Genomic DNA, 17,879 nt, shown 5'->3' on the forward strand with positions numbered 1-17,879 from the left:
GCCGCGGGGTCGCTGCGGCCTTCGCCCTCGGCGCCTCCGGCGTGCAGGTGGGGACGGCGTTCCTCGCGACCGCCGAGTCCGCCGCGACGGCCGCGCACCGCGACGCCATCCGGTCCACCGCCGCCGACGAGACCGTGCTGACCAGGGCGATGAGCGGACGCCTCGCCCGCGGAGCCCGCAACCGCGCGGTGCGGGCGATCGAGGCGAGCGGCACGATCGCCCCGTTCCCGATGCAGAACTGGCTCACCGGACGCTTCCGCACGGCGGCAGGGGAGCAGAATCTCGGCGAGCTGCAGTCGCTGTGGATGGGGCAGACCGCCCCTCTCGCGCGCGGGACCACCGCTGCCGAGGTCTTCGCGGAGCTGGCAGCCGGAGTCTCCGGCCGGTGAGGAACGCCAGGTTCCTGGCTAGAATGGCGTCATGTCCACGCAGAACGTCTTGGAAGCGCGCAACAACCTCTCGCGCCTGATCGCCGAGTCCCAGGCGGGTGAGGACGTGGTCATCACGAAGCGGGGCACTCCGGTCGCCCGTCTGGTCCCCATCGGTCCGGTCGACGTGGTGCGGAGCGGCCGCCTCCTCGTCGAGTGGATCGAACAGCATCCGCTTCCGCCCCGGCTCGCTCGGACCGCCGAGGAACTGGACGCGCAGGTCGCCGAGAACCGGGACGCCTGGGAATGATCTATCTCGACTCGTGCATCCTCATCTACGCCATCGAGGACCGCGGTCGGAGGGGCGATGCCGTGCGTCAGGCGCTCCGCGACGTCGATGACGAGGTGGCGTCGAGTCCGCTGGCGCTCCACGAATGCCTCGTGCTCCCCGCCCGCGAGCGCAATCCGGAGCTCCGTGACCGGTACCTGGCTCTCTTCGAGCGGATGGAGATCGTCGCGCTCGATACGGCCGCGTTCGTCCGATCGGCCGAGCTCCGGGCCGACTTCGGCCTGAAGACCCCGGACGCGCTGCACCTCGCCGCCGCCCAGCTGTCGGGGTGCACGGAGCTGTGGACGAACGACAAGCGCCTCGCCGCCGCGTCGCACGGGCTTGCCGTGGACATCCTCGACCGCTGAGCGCGGAGCGCTACAGGATGACGGTCGAGCGGCCGTGCACGATCACCCGGTCCTCGGCGTGCCACTGCACGGCCCGGGCCAGCACCAGACGCTCGACGTCGGCGCCCCGGCTCTGCAGCTCGGCCGCGGACTCGGAGTGCGTGACCCGCGTGACGTCCTGCTCGATGATCGGCCCCTCGTCGAGGTCGGCCGTGGCGTAGTGCGCCGTGGCCCCGATCAGCTTCACGCCGCGCTCCTTCGCCCTGGCGTAGGGGTTCGCGCCGATGAACGCGGGCAGGAACGAGTGGTGGATGTTGATGACCGGGGCTTCGAGGCGCGTGATGAAGTCGTCGCTGAGGATCTGCATGTACCGGGCGAGCACGACGAGGTCGACGTTGCCGCGGAGCAGGTCGAGCTGACGCTCCTCCATCGCCTGCTTGTCCGTCGAGGGGATGTGCACGAACGGCACGCCGAAGGAGCGGACGGCCTCGGCGAGGTCGGGGTGGTTCGAGACGACCATGGTGATGTCGATGTCGAGCTGCCCGCGCTGCGTGCGCCACAGCAGCTCCATCAGGCAGTGGTCGTACTTCGACACGAAGATCGCCACGCGCTTGCGGCGGGCGACGTCGTGCAGCGACCACTCCATGCCGAAGCGATCGGCGACCGTCGCGATGTCGGCCTCCAGCGCGGGGCGCGCGGCGGCCAGCCCGTCGAGGTGGATGACGGTGCGCTGGAAGAACCGCCCGCCCTCGGAGTCGGTCGAGTGCTGGTCGAGCGAGATGATGTTGGCCCCGTGCTGGGCGAGCACGCCGGCGACCGCGGCGACGATGCCGGGCTGGTCGTCGCAGGCGATCAGCAGGCGGGCGGTATCGGGCTGGGTCATGGCTGCTCCTCGGGGTGTGCATCGATTCTGCCGTGCCGCGCGGGTGGGGAGCGAATCGCCCACAGCGTCGCTACCCTGAGACCGTGGATGCGAGCGACGTCGGACTGGTGCTGATCCCGCTGCTGGCGGTGGCCGCACCGCTTCTGGCTCGCGGCGTCCGCCCGCTCGTCCGGGTGCCGATCGTCGTGTTCGAGCTCGTCCTCGGGATCCTCGTCGGCCCCGCCGTGCTCGGCTGGGTCGAACCGGGCCCCCTTCTGGAGAAGCTCAGCGACTTCGGCCTGGCGGTGCTGTTCTTCGTCGCCGGCTCGGAGATCGACTTCCGCCAGGTGGCCGGGAAGCCCCTCGCCCGGGCGTCGCTGGGCTGGCTGCTCAGCGTGCTGCTGGGCATCGGGCTCGGGTTCTTCTTCGCCCCGGGCGAGGGCATGGTCGTCATCGGGATCGCGTTGAGCTCGACCGCTCTCGGCACGCTGATGCCGATCCTGCGCGATGCGAAGGAGCTGGACACCCCGTTCGGCCGTGCCATCAGCACGATCGGCGCCGTGGGGGAGTTCCTGCCGCTGATCGCGATCTCGATCTTCCTCAGCACCCGGACGACGCCCCTGGCCACGGCGGTGCTGCTGACCTTCGTCGTGCTGGCGGGACTCGCCGTCCTCGTCGCGCACCGGGTGCCGCACGGGCGCCTGCACGGCATCGTGCGCGCGACCCTCCACACCTCCGACCAGTTCGGGGTGCGCTTCGTGATCCTCCTCATCGCGGCCCTCGTCGGCCTCAGCGTGATGCTCGACCTGGACATGCTCCTCGGCGCCTTCGTCGCGGGGGCCATCTGGCGCATCATCATGGCGCGGGCGCCCGAGAAGGATGCGGCGGAGGTCGAGAGCAAGATCGAGGGTCTGGCGTTCGGCTTCCTCGTCCCGGTGTTCTTCCTCTACACGGGGGTGACCTTCGACCTGCAGGCGCTGGTGACGTCTCCCTCGGCGATGTCCCTGGTGCCGGTGTTCCTGCTGGCGCTCCTGGTGATCCGCGGATCGGCCGCCCAGCTGTCCGCCCCGGCGGGCGCGAGCGGACGCGACCGCGCCGCGCTCGGCCTGCTCGCAGCCACCGGGCTGCCGATCATCGTCGCGGTCACAGCGATCGGCGTGGATCAGGACATGCTCGACTCCGGGACCGCGGCCGCGCTGGTCGGAGCGGGCATGCTGTCGGTGCTCCTGTACCCGCTGATCGGGATGACGCTGCGGGGCGATCGTGCGCAGGTCGCGGGCCCGCGCCTTGCCGACCAGACCACGCTGGGGGAGCTGTGACCACCGCCTCCGCCCTGCTGACCCAGGCCGTGCAGGATCTCGCCGGTGCCCCCAAGGAGGGGCTGGGCGAGGAGAAGGACTCGCGCTGGCGCGGGCGTCGGATCGTCCGTGTCGGCGAGGCCTGGCACCTCGGCGTCATCCTGCTCACCGACACGCATGCCCTGGCGACGGCGGAGGTGCTCCGCGCGGCGGACCCGGGGCGTCGGGGATACACCGCCGAGTCGGCGCGCGCACGGGCCGAGCGCCGGGCCCTCGCCCTGCGCGGCGGCTTCCACGAGGGGGATGTCGTGCACGTCGGCTGGAGCGTGATCGACGTCGACGCGGTGGACGCCGGAGGCTCCTCCGGTCCGCTCGCGCTCCTTGACGGCGTGCCGTCGGTGCGCTGGAGTCAGGCGGGCGGTTTCATGCCGCTGGATGCCTACCTGCGCGAGCGCATCCCGCTGCTCCGCGGCGACGCGCCGTCCTGATCTCAGCCGAACGTCTCGGCGTCGACCGTCGCCTCGTCTGTAAGAGCGAGCACATGCGCTCCGACCCACCGCAAGGTGTCAGATCTCTATGCGCGTGGCCCTGTCCGTCAGGCGCCATGGCACCGGAAAATCCACAATCTTCATGCCATTCGAGGACATGTGACTGACCTCATCGGCATAGGTATCCGCGTCCTCGCGGTTGTCGAAGACGCCGTAGATGCCAGCGTCATCCTCGTCGTCGAACACGATCCATACAGACTTCATCCCTGCATTCTGCCGTCGACGCCACCTCTACGCGCCGGGTATCGCTCAGCCGAACAGCTCGGCGAAGCGGCGGAGCAGGGCGGCGCCCTCGGTGACCGAGGCCGCGAGGACCTCCTGCTGCACCGCGTCGAACTGCGCCGGATCGAAGTACCCCGTCGTGCGGTAGAACGTCATCCGATCGGCGAAGTCGCGCGGCGTCGGCTCGGGATGGAACTGCGCGGCGTACAGGTGCGTCCCCACCCGGTAGGCCTGCACGGGGCAGGCCGCGTTGGTGGCGAGCAGAACGGCCCCCGGCGGAGTCGTCGCGGCGCTCTCCTTGTGCGCGGTGAACACGGTGAGCGCGGGGCCGGACGGGCCGAACACGTGATCGACGGCGCCCTCCGGTGTCGTCTCGATGACCGTCGCGCTCGCCGCCTCCGGCATGGTCGTCACGACCTCGCCACCGAGGAGCCGGGTGAGCACCCCGATGCTGAAGCAGGTGAAGAACGCGGCGATCCGCTGTTCCCGTGCCGCATGGGCGAGCGTCTCCAGGTCGGCCTCCACCCGCCGCTGCACCGGGGTCTTCTCGACGTCGGTGACGTTGAAGGGAGAGCCGCCGATGACGACGCCGCGGTAGCGGTCGAGGTGGGCTTCGGCCAGCGGCTCGTGCAGCAGATCGAGACGATCGACCACGTCGACCCCGAGGGCCCGCCGGAACGAGGCGTGCTCGGCATCCGCCGCCCCGGTCTCGGGTCGCACGCAGACGTAGAGAAGCGAGGCCATCAGGCGATTCTAACGAGGGGGAGAGTCCGGTCCCGACGGCTCAGCGGGACGAGTTCGCGGTGCGTCCTCGCACGATCCCGACGAACGTCTCGACGTCGGGCGTGGTCCGGTCGCGCGGCCAGGCGAGGGCGACCGTCGAGACCGGGCCGTCGGCGAGGACCCGGTAGTCGGCGTCCTTCCGGTGGTGCAGTCGGGCCAGCGACATCGGCACGAGGACGATGCCGACACCCGTCGCCGCCGTGGCGATCGCGTCGGCGGTCGACAGGGGGCCGCCGCGTGCGGGGTTGGTGCCCGGCACCTCCACCGGCCCGAGCACGTCGTCGGACAGGGAGTGCCGCACCTCGCCGTCGAGGTCGGCGGTCGTCAGCTCGTCCGCCGCGAGCAGGTGCGAATCGGTCGAGGCCACGACGACCGGGACCTCGTCGTACAGCGGGATGACGTGCAGGGCGTCGTCGTCCAGCGGAAGGCGCACGAGGGCGGCGTCGAGATCGTCGAGCGCCTCTCGCTGCCCGGAGACCTCGATCGGGACGAGTTCGAGGGCCACGTGGGGCAGGCGCCGCTTCCACGTGTCGATCCACTTGCCCGGCGTCGCTCCGGGCACGGCACCGAGGCGGAACGTCCGCGGCTCCTCGGGTGCGGCGGCCGGAGCGTCGAACACGACCTTCTCGGTGCGGGGTGCGCGGCGCGGGGCCGGCTTCCCCTGGCGTGAGCCGCCGCCCGCGGCACGGCCCCGGTGGGCGGGTGAGCCCTTGCCGGAGCCCTTCGCGGGTCGTCGTCCCTGGTGCGCCATGGGATCCAGGCTACTCGGCGTCCTCCGAGTCCCCGGCGGGGGAGTTCCGCTGGGTCCGCCGGACCAGTCCGGCGACACCGCCGACGAGGAACAGGGCCCCCGCCGTGAGGAGCACGATCGTGAGCAGGGTGGCGGGAGTCATCGTCCCCACGCCATCGGCCAGCGCGGCGCGGCGCTCCGCATCGGTGAGGAACCACAGCGCCCCCGCGGCGATCGCGGCGAAGGTCGTCCCCCAGATGACGGCTGCCCAGCGCACCCGGGGTGCGGTGATGGTCTCGGTGCTCATTCCTGGCCCTCCTCGGGCTCCTGCAGGGTCACGACGATCACGCCGCTCGCCTGGTCGATGGTCACGGGCTGGATCGTCGAGGGACTGCCCTCCTCGGCGGAGATGTTCGCGGAGATGACGTTCTCGTCACCCCGCGGCGTGGCGGCGATGACGCCGGTGTCCATGACCATCGGATCGTCCGGATCGACGCGGAGCCAGCTCACCTCCACTCCGTCGCCGACGGTGCCGCGGAGCTGCAGCTGTACGCCGGCGTCGACGAAGATCTCGGTCCGCCCCGACCCCTTCTCGATCTCGACGGGGCGGGGGCCGCCGTCGTGCCGGTGGAGCTGCAGGTACAGGTCGCCGAACGGCTGTCGGACGTGCGCCTCCTGGTTGTTCGTGAGAGAGGCGTACCCGAGGGTGAGACCGGGCATCGTGGACAGGAAGCCCGTGAGGAGACCCGCGGCCAGCGTCAGCACGGTGAGGAAGGCCAGGGCGCCGCTGCGGCGACGGAGGGCTCCGGCCGTGATCATCGCCAGGGCCAGGACCAGCGCGCCGGACAGCAGCCCCAGCGCGCCGCCGAGGGCTTCGCCGACGGCGAGTCCCACGCCGGCGCCGACGACGATCGCGAGTCCGAGGGCGGTCATGACGAACGGGAAGCCGGCTCGCGGATTCGACGCGCGGCGGATACGTCGGCGCTCCGCGGCTGCGGCGGCGAACACGGCAGCCTCGGCCTGCCGCTCCCGGCGGAGCTGGTCGCGTGCGGCGCGCTCCGCATCCTGCTGCTGGCGCCGCCAGGCCTGATCCTGCTCCTTCCAGGCGGCGTGCTGGGCGCGCCAGGCTTCCAGCGCGGCGGGGTCCTGGGTGCCCGGAGGCAGGGGTGCCGGAGGTGTGGGGATGGCGAGGACGTCGTGCCCGACGGCGTCGGCGAGCGGTACCGAGACCGGAGCGTCCGTCGCCGTGGAGGGAATGGCGTCCGCCCCCGTGGCGGGACCCGAACCCGCGTCGGGGGCGGACGCGGCCGGGGCCGCCGGATCTGCGGAAGCCCCCGCCGGATCCGGCGCGGAAGCGCCCGGAGTGCGGCGCGCGGCACGCACGATGAGGAAGAGCAAGGCGGCGGCGAGCACGAGCCCGACCACCCAGGTGACCGTCGACAGTGCCGACCAGCCGTCGTAGCCGAGGCCGAACAGGCGCCCGGCGAGCGGCGCCGTCGGGAAGAGGCCGATCACGGCGAGGGCGAGGATGCCGAGCTGCACGGGGTCGTACCGGCGATGCAGCAGATCACGCAGATGCACGCGGCCGTCGACGTCCGGCAGCACCGCCCAGGCGAAGGCGTACAGGAACAGGGCCGGAAGGCCGAAGAGGGCCGCGACGACGAGGACCCCGCGCACGATCAGCGGATCGATGCGGAGGCGGATCGCGAGGCCGGCGGCCACGCCACCCAGCCAGCCGTCCGTGCGCACCACGCCGAGGCCGGCGACCCACAGCAGGAACCTGTCGGCACCGCGCGGTCGGCGGGGGGCTTCCGGTGCCGGTGCCTCGTGGTCGGCGGGCGGTGGCGGAGCGGTCGGAATCGTCATGAGTCGATCCTCGCGGTCGGCAGCGCCGCGGGGCCATGGGGGGATCCCCTGAGTGCACCCTGATTCCGCGACAGGGAGGTCCCGGAGAGCGGAGGCGGATGATTGGATGACCGTATGCCCTCCGCCGTCTCCACGCTCCCCGGCTCCGCGCCGGCGGCCGTGCGTCCGGCGCTGACCCGCGACCGCGACGCCCTCGTGACCGGGGTGAGCGCCGGGATCGCACGCCACCTCGGTGTGCGCGTCGGGCTGGCGCGGGCGCTGTTCGTCGCCCTGACGCTCTGCGGCGGCGCGGGTGTGCTCCTGTACGCCTGGTGCTGGACCTTCATGCCGTGGACGGAGGGGACGACGGCACCGACGCGTCGCCTCCCGGTCGCCTGGCTCCTGCTGGTCCCCGCGGCCGTCGGTGCCCTCGTCGTCGTGGTGTGGCGCGGGGGCAGCGACTGGCTGAACGGCTCGATCCCTCCGGGAACGGCGGCCGTGGTCGTCGGCGGCACCACGCTGTGCGCGACCGCCTCCGGGCTGTGGGCCACGCTCATCGATCGCACCGACACGGCCCGCGGCCCTCGGCACACCACCACCGTCCGCATCCTCGCGGTGCTCCTCCTCGGCCTCGTGGTCCTCCTGCTCCTCTCGTGGCCGATCGCGCGCTCGGGTGTCGTGCTCGTGCTGCTCCCGCTGGCCGGGCTGGTAGCGGTGGTGGCCTCGGCCCTCATCCCGCGCTGGCGGGAGCTGGCGGGGGAGCGCGTGCGCCGCATCCGGGAGGAGCAGCGCAGCGTCATGGCCGCCCACCTGCACGACTCGGTGCTGCAGACGCTCGCCCTCATCCAGAACCGGGCCGGGGCATCGAGCGAGGCTGCACGGCTGGCCCGCGCGCAGGAGCGGGAGCTGCGTGCCTGGCTATACGACGGCGATGCTCCGGCGGACAGCGACCTGCCGACCGACCTGCGCGACTACGCCGGAGCGCTCGAGATCGACCACCCGGTCCGGATCGAGGTGGTCTCGGCCGGGCTGTCGGCGGAGCGGGCGAGCGGGGAACTGGCGGCCGCGGCCCGGGAGGCGATGCTGAACGCCGCCCGGCACGCGGGCGGCGAGATCTCCGTCTACATCGAGGGTCGTGTCGACGGGGTCGACGTGTTCGTGCGCGACCGCGGCCCCGGATTCCGGCTCGACGAGGTGCCCGGCGATCGGCTCGGCGTGCGGGAGTCGATCATCGGGCGGCTGCGTCGCGCGGGCGGCACGGGGTCGGTGCGCAGCGACGACGCCGGTACCGAGGTGCATCTGCGCCTGCCCACCGTCTCGTCCCCGGAGCGGGGACCGATCCGACAGGAGCCCCGTGGCTGACCCGCTTCGCGTCGTGATCGTCGACGACCACTCCATCTTCCGCTCGGGCCTGCGGGCCGATCTCGACGCGAGCGTCGAGGTCGTGGGCGAGGCGGCGGACGTGCCCTCGGCGATCGCCGTGATCGTGGAGACGGCCCCGGACGTGGTGCTCCTCGATGTGCACCTCCCCGGCGGTGAGGGCGACGATGCGACGGGTGGGGAGGCCGTGATCCGAGGGACGCGACCGACCACGACGCGGTTCCTCGCCCTGAGCGTCTCCGATGCGGCGGCAGACGTCGTCCGGGTCATCCGGGCCGGGGCGCGCGGCTACATCACCAAGGGGTCATCGGGCCGCGAGGTGAGCGAGGCCGTGCGCGCCGTCGCCGAGGGGGACGCGGTGTTCTCGCCGCGGCTCGCTGGATTCGTTCTCGACGCGTTCGGCGCCGTGGCCGGCGAGACCGCCACCGCGACGGACGAGCTCGACCGCCTCTCCTCGCGCGAGCAGGAGGTGATGCGACTGATCGCCCGCGGCTACGCCTACAAGGAAGTCGCCGCCGCGCTGTTCATCTCGATCAAGACCGTCGAGACGCACGTGTCTTCGGTGCTGCGCAAGCTGCAGCTCTCCTCCCGCCACGAGCTCACCGCGTGGGCGTCGGAGCGGCGCCTGCTCTGAGAACGGTCAGGCCGCCAGCCAGAGACCCTTCTGATCGGTGGCGACGGTGAGTCCCGCCGCGACCGTCTCGTCGTCGCCGATGCGGGCGCCTCGCACGATGCGCGCCCCGGCGCCGATGTCGGTGCGGACGCCGACGTGCGCGTGATCGCCGACCGCCGCGCCCTGGCCGACGTGCGCGTGGGCGTCGATGTACGCGCCCTCGCCGATCACGGCGTCCTCGTCCACCCACGCACCGCGGGCGACGATGGCCCCCGCTCCGACGCGTGCTCCCGGTTCGATGTAGGCTCCCGCCTCGATGTGCGCCTTCGGATGCACCTTGGCGCCATGCGCGACGAGACCGCGACCGTTGGCGTGCTTGCGGTACCGCAGCGTCGCTCCGTGGTCGTTCTCGATGTCGACGTAGTTCTTGCCCACGATTCCTCCCGTGCTCCGGAGTTCTCCGGATATATCAACAACCACGGGAGGGGGAGATTCATTCCCGCGGATGGATACGGCTCAACGCTGACACTGCGGGCACCAGAACGTGATCCGCTCGCGGGTGGGATCGGCCCCCAGCTCCCCGCGGCGGATGAGCGTTCCGCAGCGCCGGCAGGGGCGGCCGGCGCGTCCGTAGACCCACGTCGCCTGGCCCGGACGATCGATGCCGGTGAAGGTGCGATTGCGGCGGTCGCGATTCGCGCGGATGGTCCGCACGCCCAGGTCGAGGAGGGCGGCGACGTCGACCTCCGGGGCCGGGGTGGTCGGCAGGATTCCGCGGAGGAACAGGAGTTCTGCCGCGTACTCGTTGCCGAAGCCCGCGACGTTGCGCTGATCGAGCAGGGCGACGTGGATGGCCCGGGTGTCGGCGCTGAGTCGTCGCGCGGCCTCGATCGGGTCCCAGTCGGCGGCGAGGGGGTCGGGGCCGAGGTAGCCGACGAGGTCGTCTTCATCGCGGGTGGGGACGACCTCGACTTCGGCGATGTCCACGCCGACCGCCTCGCGCTCCGCCGTGCCCACGATCGCCCGCACCTTGAACGCCGGATGCCGCCACTTCTCACCGGGCCGGTACACGAACCAGGCGCCGTCCATGCGCAGATGCGAATGCAGCGTACTCTCGCCGATCCGCAGCAGCAGGTGCTTGCCACGGGGGACGGCGCCGTGCACCCGCTGTCCGGTCAGATCGAGGGTCGCGAAGCGCGGCACGCGGAGGTCGAAGCGCGTGACCTCGCCGCCCGCGAGGGCCTCGTCCAGGCGGCGGGCCGTGCGGAAGACGGTATCGCCCTCAGGCATCAGGCGATCCCGGTCGTGCGGTCGTGCCGTCCCGGCGCCGGTGCGGGGGTGGCGACCGCGAGCGGGGTGCGGGCCTGCATGTCGCGCGCCAGCATCGTGCTTCCCGCGACCGCGGCCGGCATCACGGCGACGGCGCCGCCCGGGATGAGGAAGCAGAGCTGGGTGGCGACCCCGAAGCCGAGCACGCGGGCGCGACTGCCGGAGAACAGCGCGGCGCGGGCGGCGGGGCTGAGATCGCGCGCATCGAAGGCTCGACCGGTCAGCTCCCGCGCGAGCAGGCGGCCCGTGAGGACCACGCCGGACACCGCGCCGAGGACGCCGCCGACACCGGGCACGAGGCCGATGAGGAGCACGAGGAGCGCGATGAGGATGCCGAGCACGACCAGTCGGAGACCTTCACCGACGGTGGTCCAGAAACTGCCGCCGTCGGCGGGAGGCGGGTCGCCGAGGTCCTTCTCCACGGCGTGCCAGATCCGCTGGTAGAACGGGTCGCCGATCGTGAGGGTGAGGGCGCTGAACACCGAACTGGCCAGCGCGAGCGCGGCGGCGACCACCACGAGGCTGACCGCGGTCCGCAGGAACCCGCGCCAGGGCTCGACCCATCCGTCGGCGAAGGGGGTGAGCCAGGCCGACAGCGAGGGCATCGACAGGATCAGCGGCACGAGGACGGCGGCGAGGAGCACGAGCGCGATGATCGCGGGGACGAGCCCGAGCGCCATCAGCCCCGGGCGGGTGCGCCACACGCCGAAGCCGCGGAACAGGGTGCGGACGCCGGCGGCGAACTCTCGGATCATGGCTCCAGGGTAGGGGTGGGTCGGTGGTGGTCGTGGTGAGGCCGGGTCAGACGGCCTTGCGGAGCGTGAAGCCGCGCGGGGTCTGCACGAAGCCCGCCTCCTGCAGAGCCCGCCCGAGGATCGTGCCGTAGACCCCCTCGCCGTTCACCTTCTCGACGGTGAGGGTGTCGAGGCGGCGGTCCCTGGCCGTCGTCGCGAGGTCGGCGGCGGCGGCCTGCAGGACCTCCTCGTCGTCCGTGAAGCACAGCACTGTCCGTCCGCCGCGCTCGAGCGACAGGACGAGGGCGCCGTCGACGAGCACCACGAGCCCACCGGCCTTGCGCCCCGGGCGATGCGACACGCCCTCGAGCTTCGGCCACCCGAGCGCCGCGCCGTACGGGTTCGCCGGGTCGGTGGCCGCCAGGGTGACGGCCTTCCGTGGCGGCGGATCGGCGAGACCGGCGTACGTGCGGAGACGGTCGACCGTGGCGGAGGCGGCGAACTGCGCGGCGCCGAGCTTCTCGATCACGTAGCCGCGGCGGCAGTGCCCCGCCTCCTCGAACCCGGCCAGCACGCGGTACGCCTGGGCGAAACCGCCGGGGACGCCCTCCGACTGCACGGCCCCGCGGGTGACCACCCCGTAGCGGTCGAGGAGCAGTCCTGCGGTGACGGTCGCGCGCCGCGCCGGATCGGTCTCGACCTCGGGGAGCAGCGACCAGCGACCGCCGATGGAGGTCCGGCGCGGAGCGGTGCGCGTGAGCGACATGCCGCGATAGGTGCGCGCACGCGGGGCGCGGCGCTTGACCTTGTGGGCCTGGGAGCCCCCGGTCAGCAGCGAGCGGATCGGCGCGAACGTGTCGTTGGTGACGTGCCCGGACCACGTCAGCGACCACAGGGCCTCCAGCACCGACTGCTCGTTCTCGGCGCCGGTCATCTCCTTGAGCTGCGCGGCGAAGTAGGCGCCGCCCGCCGCGAGGGCCGCGAGGAGGCGCGCCTCCAGCGACTCCGCGGCGATCTCCGCGTCCGGATCGGGGAGGGTGAACGGGGCGAGATCGGCCGGGTGCAGCGAGACCCACCCGTCGCGCCCGGGAAGCGTGCCGTGTCCCGACCAGATCACCTCGCCCGCGGCCGTGAGCTCGTCGAGCATCGCCGGGGTGTAGTCGCGCACCCGCGACGGCAGGACGAGCGACTCCCAGGCGCTGGCGGGGATCGGGACGCCGGCGAACTGCTCGATCACCGTGAGCACGCCGTCGATGCCCTCCAGGGGTCGACCGAGATGCTGCCAGTCCGGCAGGAACCGCGCATAGGCCTCCGGGGAGACCGGCTCGACGGACCCGCGGATCGCCGCGAGCGACCGCATGCGCAGCCGCCGCAGCACCTCGGTGTCGCACCACTCGATGTCGTCGCCGCTGCCGGCCGCGGTGGGGAGGAAGTACCCGCTCGTGAGGCGGCCGTTCGTCTCCAGGCGTTGCAGGGTGTGCCGGGCGACCGCGGTGCCGAGGCCGAAGCGCTCGGCCACGGCTGCGGTGGTGAACGGGCCGTGGGTGCGGGCGTGACGGGCCACGAGGTCGCCGAGGGGATCCGCCAGGGGCTCGAGGAAGGCCACGGGGATGCCGGTCGGAAGGGCTGCTCCGAGCGCGTCGCGCAGACGCCCGGCGTCCTCGATCGCGGCGACCCTCGCCACCCCGGCGATCGTGACGGGGATGGCCCGCCGCGCGGTCACGAGGTCGTCGAGCAGTCCTGCCGCGGTTGCTCCGCCGGTGGAGTCCGGGTCGAGGCGCGCGGCGACCTCGGCGGCATCGAGCGGGCCGAGCAGCCGGAGCAGGTCGGCGACACCCTCCAGGCCGCGCGCCCGACGCTCCGGGTCGAGGCGCTGGGCCTCGCGCTCGAACTGCGCGATGACGTCAGGGTCGAGGAGCTCGCGCAGTTCGACCGTGCCCAGCAGCTCGCCCAGCAGCGCGGGATCGACGGACAGCGCGGCCGCTCGGCGCTCGGCCAGCGGCGAGTCGCCCTCGTACATGAATGCGCCGACGTAGCCGAAGAGGAGGTCGCGCGCGAACGGCGACGGCTGTCCCGGCTGGGTCTCGACGAGGCGGATGCGGCGGTCGGCGATGCTCGTCGCGAGCTTCCGCAGCGACGGCAGGTCGTAGACGTCCTGCAGCACCTCGCGCAGGGTCTCCAGGATCACGGGGAAGGTGGGATGCCGGCGGGCGACCTCGAGGAGCTGGGCCGAGCGCTGGCGCTGCTGCCACAGCGGCGTGCGGCGGTTGGGGTTCGTGCGGGGCATGAGCAGCGCCCGCGCGGCGCACTCGCGGAACCGCGAGGCGAACAGCGCCGAGCCGCCGACCTCCTGCGTGACGAGCTGCTCGAGCTCGTCCGGATCGAACACGAAGAGCTCCGCACCGGGCGGCTCGGACTCGGCGTCGGGGATGCGCACGATGATGCCGTCGTCGCTCGCCACCGCGGAGCCCTCGACGCCGAGACGCTCCCGCACGCGCGCATTGATGGCGAGCGCCCAGGGCGCATGCACCTTCATGCCGTACGGGGAATGCAGGATGACGCGCCAGTCGCCGACCTCGTCGTGTCCGCGCTCCACGGTGAGCGTACGGTCCGTCGGCAGGGTGCCCGTGGCCTCCCGCTGCTCGGAGAGATGCGCGAGGAGGTTGGCGCGCGCCTGCTCGTCGAGTCCGGCCGCGATGAGCCGCTGCTCCGCCTTCTCCGGCTTCGCGGCGGACACCTCGCGGGAGAACGCCCCGAGCGCCTCGCCCAGCTCGAACGGGCGGCCGATGCCGTCGCCGTGCCAGAACGGCACCTTGCCGGGCTGGCCGTAGGCGGGGATGACGTTGACGCGGTCGTGGGTGATCTCGGCGATGCGCCAGCTCGTGGTGCCCAGGGTGAAGACGTCGCCGACGCGGGACTCGTAGACCATCTCCTCGTCGAGCTCGCCCACTCGGGCGCCCGTGGACTCGCCGGCCACGAAGACGCCGAACAGCCCCCGGTCGGGGATGGTGCCGCCGCTGGTGACCGCGATCCGCTGTGCCCCCGGGCGGCCCGTGAGCGTGCCGGCGTCGCGATCCCAGACCAGGCGCGGGCGCAGCTCGGCGAACTCGTCGGAGGGGAAGCGGCCGGCCAGCAGGTCGAGCGTGGCCTCGTACGCGGAGCGGGGGAGCGACTGGAACGGGGCGGAACGGCGGACGGTCTCGAACCACTCCTCGACGCTGATCGCTCCGAGGGCGCTGGCCGCGACGGTCTGCTGGGCGAGGATGTCGAGCGGGTTCCGCGGCACCTGGATGGCCTCGATCTTCCCCGCGAGCATCCGCTCCGTCACGATCGCGGTGTGCAGCACGTCCCCGCGGTGCTTGGGGAACAGGGCCGCGCGGCTGATCTCGCCGACCTGGTGTCCGGCCCGTCCCACGCGCTGGAGCCCGGAGGCCGCGGACGGCGGCGCCTCGACCTGGATCACGAGGTCGACGGCGCCCATGTCGATGCCGAGCTCCAGGCTGCTCGTGGCGACCACGCAGCGGAGCACCCCCGACTTCAGCTCCTCCTCGACCTGCGCGCGCTGCTCCTTCGACACCGAGCCGTGGTGAGCCTTGGCGAGTACGGGATCGGCGCCGGCGGTCGACCCCGCCTGTGCCATCATCGCGGCGGGCACGGTCGGCTCCGGAAGAGCGACCCCGATCCGCTCCGCATAGATCTCGTTCAACCGTCCGGTCAGCCGTTCGGCGAGGCGGCGGGAGTTCGCGAAGACGATGGTCGAGTTGTTCTGGAGGATGCGGTCGACGATCGCCTCCTCGACGTGCGGCCACACCGAGCCGGTGACCTCGGTGTACTCCGCATCGATCCCCGGGGCCTCCGGCGGCGCCCCGGGCGGGGGTGGCGGGTTGGTCATGTCGTCCATCGGCACGACGACGCCGAGCTCGAAGGTCTTCGATGCCGGGGGAGCGACGATCTCGACCGGGTCGGCGCCGCCGAGGAAGCGCGCGACCTCGTCGATCGGGCGGACGGTGGCCGAGAGGCCGATGCGCTGCGCCGCGGTCTCCGCGCCGTGGGAGCGGCGGAGGGCGTCGAGGCGCTCCAGGCTCACCGCGAGGTGCGCGCCGCGCTTGGTGGCGGCGACCGCGTGCACCTCGTCGATGATGACCGTGTGCACGTCGCGCAGGGTGTCGCCGGCCCGGCTCGTGAGCATGAGGTACAGCGACTCGGGCGTCGTGATGAGGATGTCGGGTGGATCGGACACGAGCTTGCGGCGATCGCTCGACGTGGTGTCACCGGAGCGGACGCCCACCGTGATGCCGGGGGCGGTGAGACCGAGTCGCCGCGCGGACTGCCCGATGCCGATGAGGGGCGAGCGCAGGTTGCGCTCCACGTCGACGCCGAGGGCCTTGAGCGGGGAGATGTACAGGATCCGCGTGCGGGACCCGTCCTTCTTCGGCTCCTCCGGGAGGTCGGCGCGCTCGCGGAACACGCTGTCGATCGCCCAGAGGAACGCCGACAGGGTCTTGCCGGAGCCCGTCGGAGCGACGACGAGGGCGTGCTTGCCGGCGGAGATCGCCTCCCACGCCCCCGCCTGTGCCGGCGTGGGTGCGGTGAAGGCACCCCGGAACCAGTCCTGTGTGGCCGGGGTGAAGCGGTCGAGCACGTCGCTCATGCCTCCATCATTCCCGACCCCACCGACATCCGGCCCGGACCTTGACACCCGGCTGCGCCACCCGCACGACCTGGTTCCGCCCGCACGACGGAACCACGGTTCCGGTCGTGCGGGCGGACCCGGGTCGTGCAGACGGAACGACGGATGACGTCACCCGACCTCCCGCAACCCGCCGTCGGCATCGATCTCCAGGGTGAGGTCGAGGTCGAGCCGGGCGAGGAAGGCGTCGTCGTGACTCACGACGAGCACCGCCCCGCGGTACGCCCGCAGCGCCTCGACGAGCTGGTCGACCGTGTCGAGGTCGAGGTTGTTCGTCGGCTCGTCGAGGACAACGAGGTGCGGAGCCGGATCCGTGAGGAGTAGCCGGGCCAAGGCGACCCGGAACCTCTCCCCGCCGGAGAGCGCCGACACCGGGCGGTCGGTCGTCCCGCCCCGGATGAGGAACCGGGCGAGCCGGTTGCGGAGCTCCTTCTCCGGGACCTGGGGTGCCGCGGCGGCCACGTTCGCGAACACGGACAGGCCCTCGTCGAGACCGTCCACCCGCTGCGGCAGGTAGCCGATCCGGTCGGTGAGCGCCTCCGCCCGGAGCTCCGGCCGCTCCCGCGCCTCGTCTCCGGAGTCGGGCGCGGCGCCGGAGACCAACCGCTCCAGCAGCGTCGTCTTGCCGGCGCCGTTGCGGCCGATGAGGGCCACGCGCTCCGGACCCTGGATCACCCACGACCGCTCCGGTCCGCCGAGCTCGGCGATCCGCCGGCTCCGCGACACGTCGGGGTCCGGCAGCTCGATCTTCATCGAGGCGTCGGAGCGGACCCGTCGCCCCGCGGCATCGTGTGCCGCGCGGGCCGCGTCCTCCTTCGCGCCGACCTCGGTGCGCAGCCTCCCCGCGGACACCTCGGCGGCCATCTTCCGACCGTGCGCGACGATCTTCGGGACGCGCTTCTCGACCTCGGCCTTCTTGGCGGTCCGGGCCCGATGGGCGAGCTTGACCTCGGCCTCGATCCGCTGCCGCTTCTCCTTGCGGAGCACCTGGGCGGCGGCGACCTCGGCCTGCTTCGCCGCGTCCTGCTCCGCGTCGAGCCACGCGCGCCACTCGGAGTAGGGGCCGCCGAACACGGAGAGGTTCCGTCCGTACAGCTCGGCGGTGTCGTCCATGAGCTCGAGCAGAGCGAGGTCGTGGCTCACGACGATGAGCGTGCCCTTCCAGGACTGCACCATCGCGGCGAGGGCCGCCCTGGCGTCGCGGTCGAGGTTGTTCGTCGGCTCGTCGAGGAGGGTGATGGGAGCCCGGCGCAGCCGGATGCCGGCGATCGCGACGAGCACGGCCTCCCCTCCGGACAGCTCACCGACCGTGCGGTCGAGGAAGGCGGGGGCGAGCCCGGCCTCCGCGAGGGAGGCCTCCGCCCGCGCCTCGATGTCCCAGTCGTCGCCGACCGCGTCGAAGTGCGCGGGGTCGACGTCACCGGCGGTGATGGCCCGCACGGCATCGAGGGCGGCCGTCACCCCGAGGAGGTCGGACACCCGACGGTCCACGTCGAGGGTGAGCTGCTGGGGGAGGAAGGCGACCTCGCCCGAGGTGGTGAGCGTTCCGGAGGGGGGGCGAGCTCCCCGGCGATCAGCCGGAGCAGCGTGGACTTGCCGGCGCCGTTGCGGCCGACCAGTCCCGTGCGCCCGGCGCCGAAGGCTCCGGACACGCCGTCGAGGGCGACCGTGCCGTCGGGCCAGGTGAGGGAGAGGCGGTCGAGGACGACGGCGGCGTGCGGGGAAGAGGGCTGTGACATGGGGTGTCTCCTGTCGAGTGCGAGGGTGCACTGACACCGAGCCCTTCGGACCGTGGAGTCACG

17 protein-coding genes and 1 pseudogene are annotated in these 17,879 nt (G+C 72.7%); 7 read left to right on the forward strand and 11 right to left on the reverse strand.

Annotation, left to right across the window (positions count from 1 at the left end; all coding sequences use genetic code 11):
* The 3 genes from D8M34_RS04285 to D8M34_RS04295 form a co-directional block, all read left to right on the forward strand.
* Window positions 1-389: nitronate monooxygenase (locus tag D8M34_RS04285; protein WP_174235371.1), on the forward strand; the 389-nt coding region annotated here is incomplete at its 5' end.
* A gap of 31 nt (window positions 390-420) precedes the next feature.
* Window positions 421-678, forward strand: a complete 258-nt coding sequence (locus tag D8M34_RS04290; RefSeq protein WP_025102482.1) for a type II toxin-antitoxin system Phd/YefM family antitoxin — start codon at window positions 421-423, stop codon at window positions 676-678.
* Window positions 675-1,064: a type II toxin-antitoxin system VapC family toxin gene (locus tag D8M34_RS04295; RefSeq protein WP_126893264.1), complete on the forward strand. Its 390-nt coding sequence runs from the start codon at window positions 675-677 to the stop codon at window positions 1,062-1,064. Before D8M34_RS04290 ends, D8M34_RS04295 begins: the two co-directional genes overlap by 4 nt.
* 10 nt (window positions 1,065-1,074) lie before the next feature.
* Here D8M34_RS04295 and purU read toward each other — a convergent pair whose 3' ends face one another.
* A complete protein-coding gene (gene purU, locus D8M34_RS04300; RefSeq protein WP_126893265.1) occupies window positions 1,075-1,926 on the reverse strand; it encodes a formyltetrahydrofolate deformylase in 852 nt (283 codons plus the stop codon).
* Between the two features lie 83 nt (window positions 1,927-2,009).
* On the opposite strand from purU, the gene D8M34_RS04305 reads away from it, so the two are divergent.
* Both D8M34_RS04305 and D8M34_RS04310 read left to right on the forward strand, forming a co-directional pair.
* Window positions 2,010-3,224: a cation:proton antiporter gene (locus D8M34_RS04305; protein ID WP_085606462.1), complete on the forward strand. Its 1,215-nt coding sequence runs from the start codon at window positions 2,010-2,012 to the stop codon at window positions 3,222-3,224.
* The gene (locus D8M34_RS04310) at window positions 3,221-3,691 is read left to right on the forward strand and encodes a hypothetical protein (protein WP_062765395.1); all 471 of its coding nucleotides are present in this window, start codon (window positions 3,221-3,223) and stop codon (window positions 3,689-3,691) included. The genes D8M34_RS04305 and D8M34_RS04310 overlap by 4 nt, the downstream gene beginning before the upstream one ends.
* 78 nt (window positions 3,692-3,769) lie before the next feature.
* Here D8M34_RS04310 and D8M34_RS04315 read toward each other — a convergent pair whose 3' ends face one another.
* From D8M34_RS04315 to D8M34_RS04335, 5 genes are read right to left on the reverse strand one after another with little or no spacing between them, the layout of a single operon-like run.
* Window positions 3,770-3,955, reverse strand: coding sequence for a hypothetical protein (locus tag D8M34_RS04315; RefSeq protein WP_126893266.1), 186 nt, complete (start codon window positions 3,953-3,955; stop codon window positions 3,770-3,772).
* A 45-nt stretch (window positions 3,956-4,000) separates the two neighbouring features.
* Entirely contained in the window at window positions 4,001-4,717 is a 717-nt protein-coding gene (locus D8M34_RS04320; RefSeq protein ID WP_126893267.1) for a glutamine amidotransferase-related protein, read from the reverse strand.
* A gap of 40 nt (window positions 4,718-4,757) precedes the next feature.
* Window positions 4,758-5,507, reverse strand: coding sequence for a LysR substrate-binding domain-containing protein (locus D8M34_RS04325; protein WP_126893268.1), 750 nt, complete (start codon window positions 5,505-5,507; stop codon window positions 4,758-4,760).
* 10 nt (window positions 5,508-5,517) lie between these two features.
* Window positions 5,518-5,793: a hypothetical protein gene (locus D8M34_RS04330; RefSeq protein WP_126893269.1), complete on the reverse strand. Its 276-nt coding sequence runs from the start codon at window positions 5,791-5,793 to the stop codon at window positions 5,518-5,520.
* Window positions 5,790-7,352, reverse strand: coding sequence for a PspC domain-containing protein (locus D8M34_RS04335; RefSeq protein WP_126893270.1), 1,563 nt, complete (start codon window positions 7,350-7,352; stop codon window positions 5,790-5,792). Before D8M34_RS04335 ends, D8M34_RS04330 begins: the two co-directional genes overlap by 4 nt.
* Before the next feature lie 114 nt (window positions 7,353-7,466).
* Between D8M34_RS04335 and D8M34_RS04340 the strand changes: the two genes are divergently transcribed.
* Together D8M34_RS04340 and D8M34_RS04345 are read left to right on the forward strand one after the other, a co-directional pair.
* Window positions 7,467-8,693 carry an ATP-binding protein gene (locus D8M34_RS04340; RefSeq protein WP_126893271.1) on the forward strand — a complete coding sequence of 409 codons (1,227 nt, stop codon included), beginning with the start codon at window positions 7,467-7,469 and terminating at the stop codon, window positions 8,691-8,693.
* Window positions 8,686-9,345, forward strand: a complete 660-nt coding sequence (locus tag D8M34_RS04345) for a LuxR C-terminal-related transcriptional regulator (RefSeq protein ID WP_126893272.1) — start codon at window positions 8,686-8,688, stop codon at window positions 9,343-9,345. The genes D8M34_RS04340 and D8M34_RS04345 overlap by 8 nt, the downstream gene beginning before the upstream one ends.
* Before the next feature lie 6 nt (window positions 9,346-9,351).
* Here D8M34_RS04345 and D8M34_RS04350 read toward each other — a convergent pair whose 3' ends face one another.
* The 5 genes and pseudogenes from D8M34_RS04350 to D8M34_RS04370 all read right to left on the reverse strand — a co-directional run bounded on the left by D8M34_RS04350 (window position 9,352) and on the right by D8M34_RS04370 (window position 17,816).
* Window positions 9,352-9,759 (reverse strand): DapH/DapD/GlmU-related protein, encoded by a 408-nt coding sequence (locus D8M34_RS04350; RefSeq protein ID WP_025102471.1) that lies wholly within the window; start codon window positions 9,757-9,759, stop codon window positions 9,352-9,354.
* An 81-nt stretch (window positions 9,760-9,840) separates the two neighbouring features.
* The gene (locus tag D8M34_RS04355; RefSeq protein WP_126893273.1) at window positions 9,841-10,614 is read right to left on the reverse strand and encodes a DNA-formamidopyrimidine glycosylase family protein; all 774 of its coding nucleotides are present in this window, start codon (window positions 10,612-10,614) and stop codon (window positions 9,841-9,843) included.
* Entirely contained in the window at window positions 10,614-11,408 is a 795-nt protein-coding gene (locus D8M34_RS04360) for an EI24 domain-containing protein (protein ID WP_126893274.1), read from the reverse strand. Before D8M34_RS04360 ends, D8M34_RS04355 begins: the two co-directional genes overlap by 1 nt.
* Before the next feature lie 46 nt (window positions 11,409-11,454).
* Window positions 11,455-16,038, reverse strand: coding sequence for an ATP-dependent helicase (locus tag D8M34_RS04365; RefSeq protein WP_126893275.1), 4,584 nt, complete (start codon window positions 16,036-16,038; stop codon window positions 11,455-11,457).
* Between the two features lie 150 nt (window positions 16,039-16,188).
* A pseudogene (locus D8M34_RS04370) lies at window positions 16,189-17,816 on the reverse strand (ABC-F family ATP-binding cassette domain-containing protein).
* Window positions 17,817-17,879: the final 63 nt, after the last annotated feature.

Origin of the sequence: Microbacterium sp. HSID17254, from assembly GCF_003989315.1 — a bacterium.
Lineage (GTDB): Bacteria > Actinomycetota > Actinomycetes > Actinomycetales > Microbacteriaceae > Microbacterium.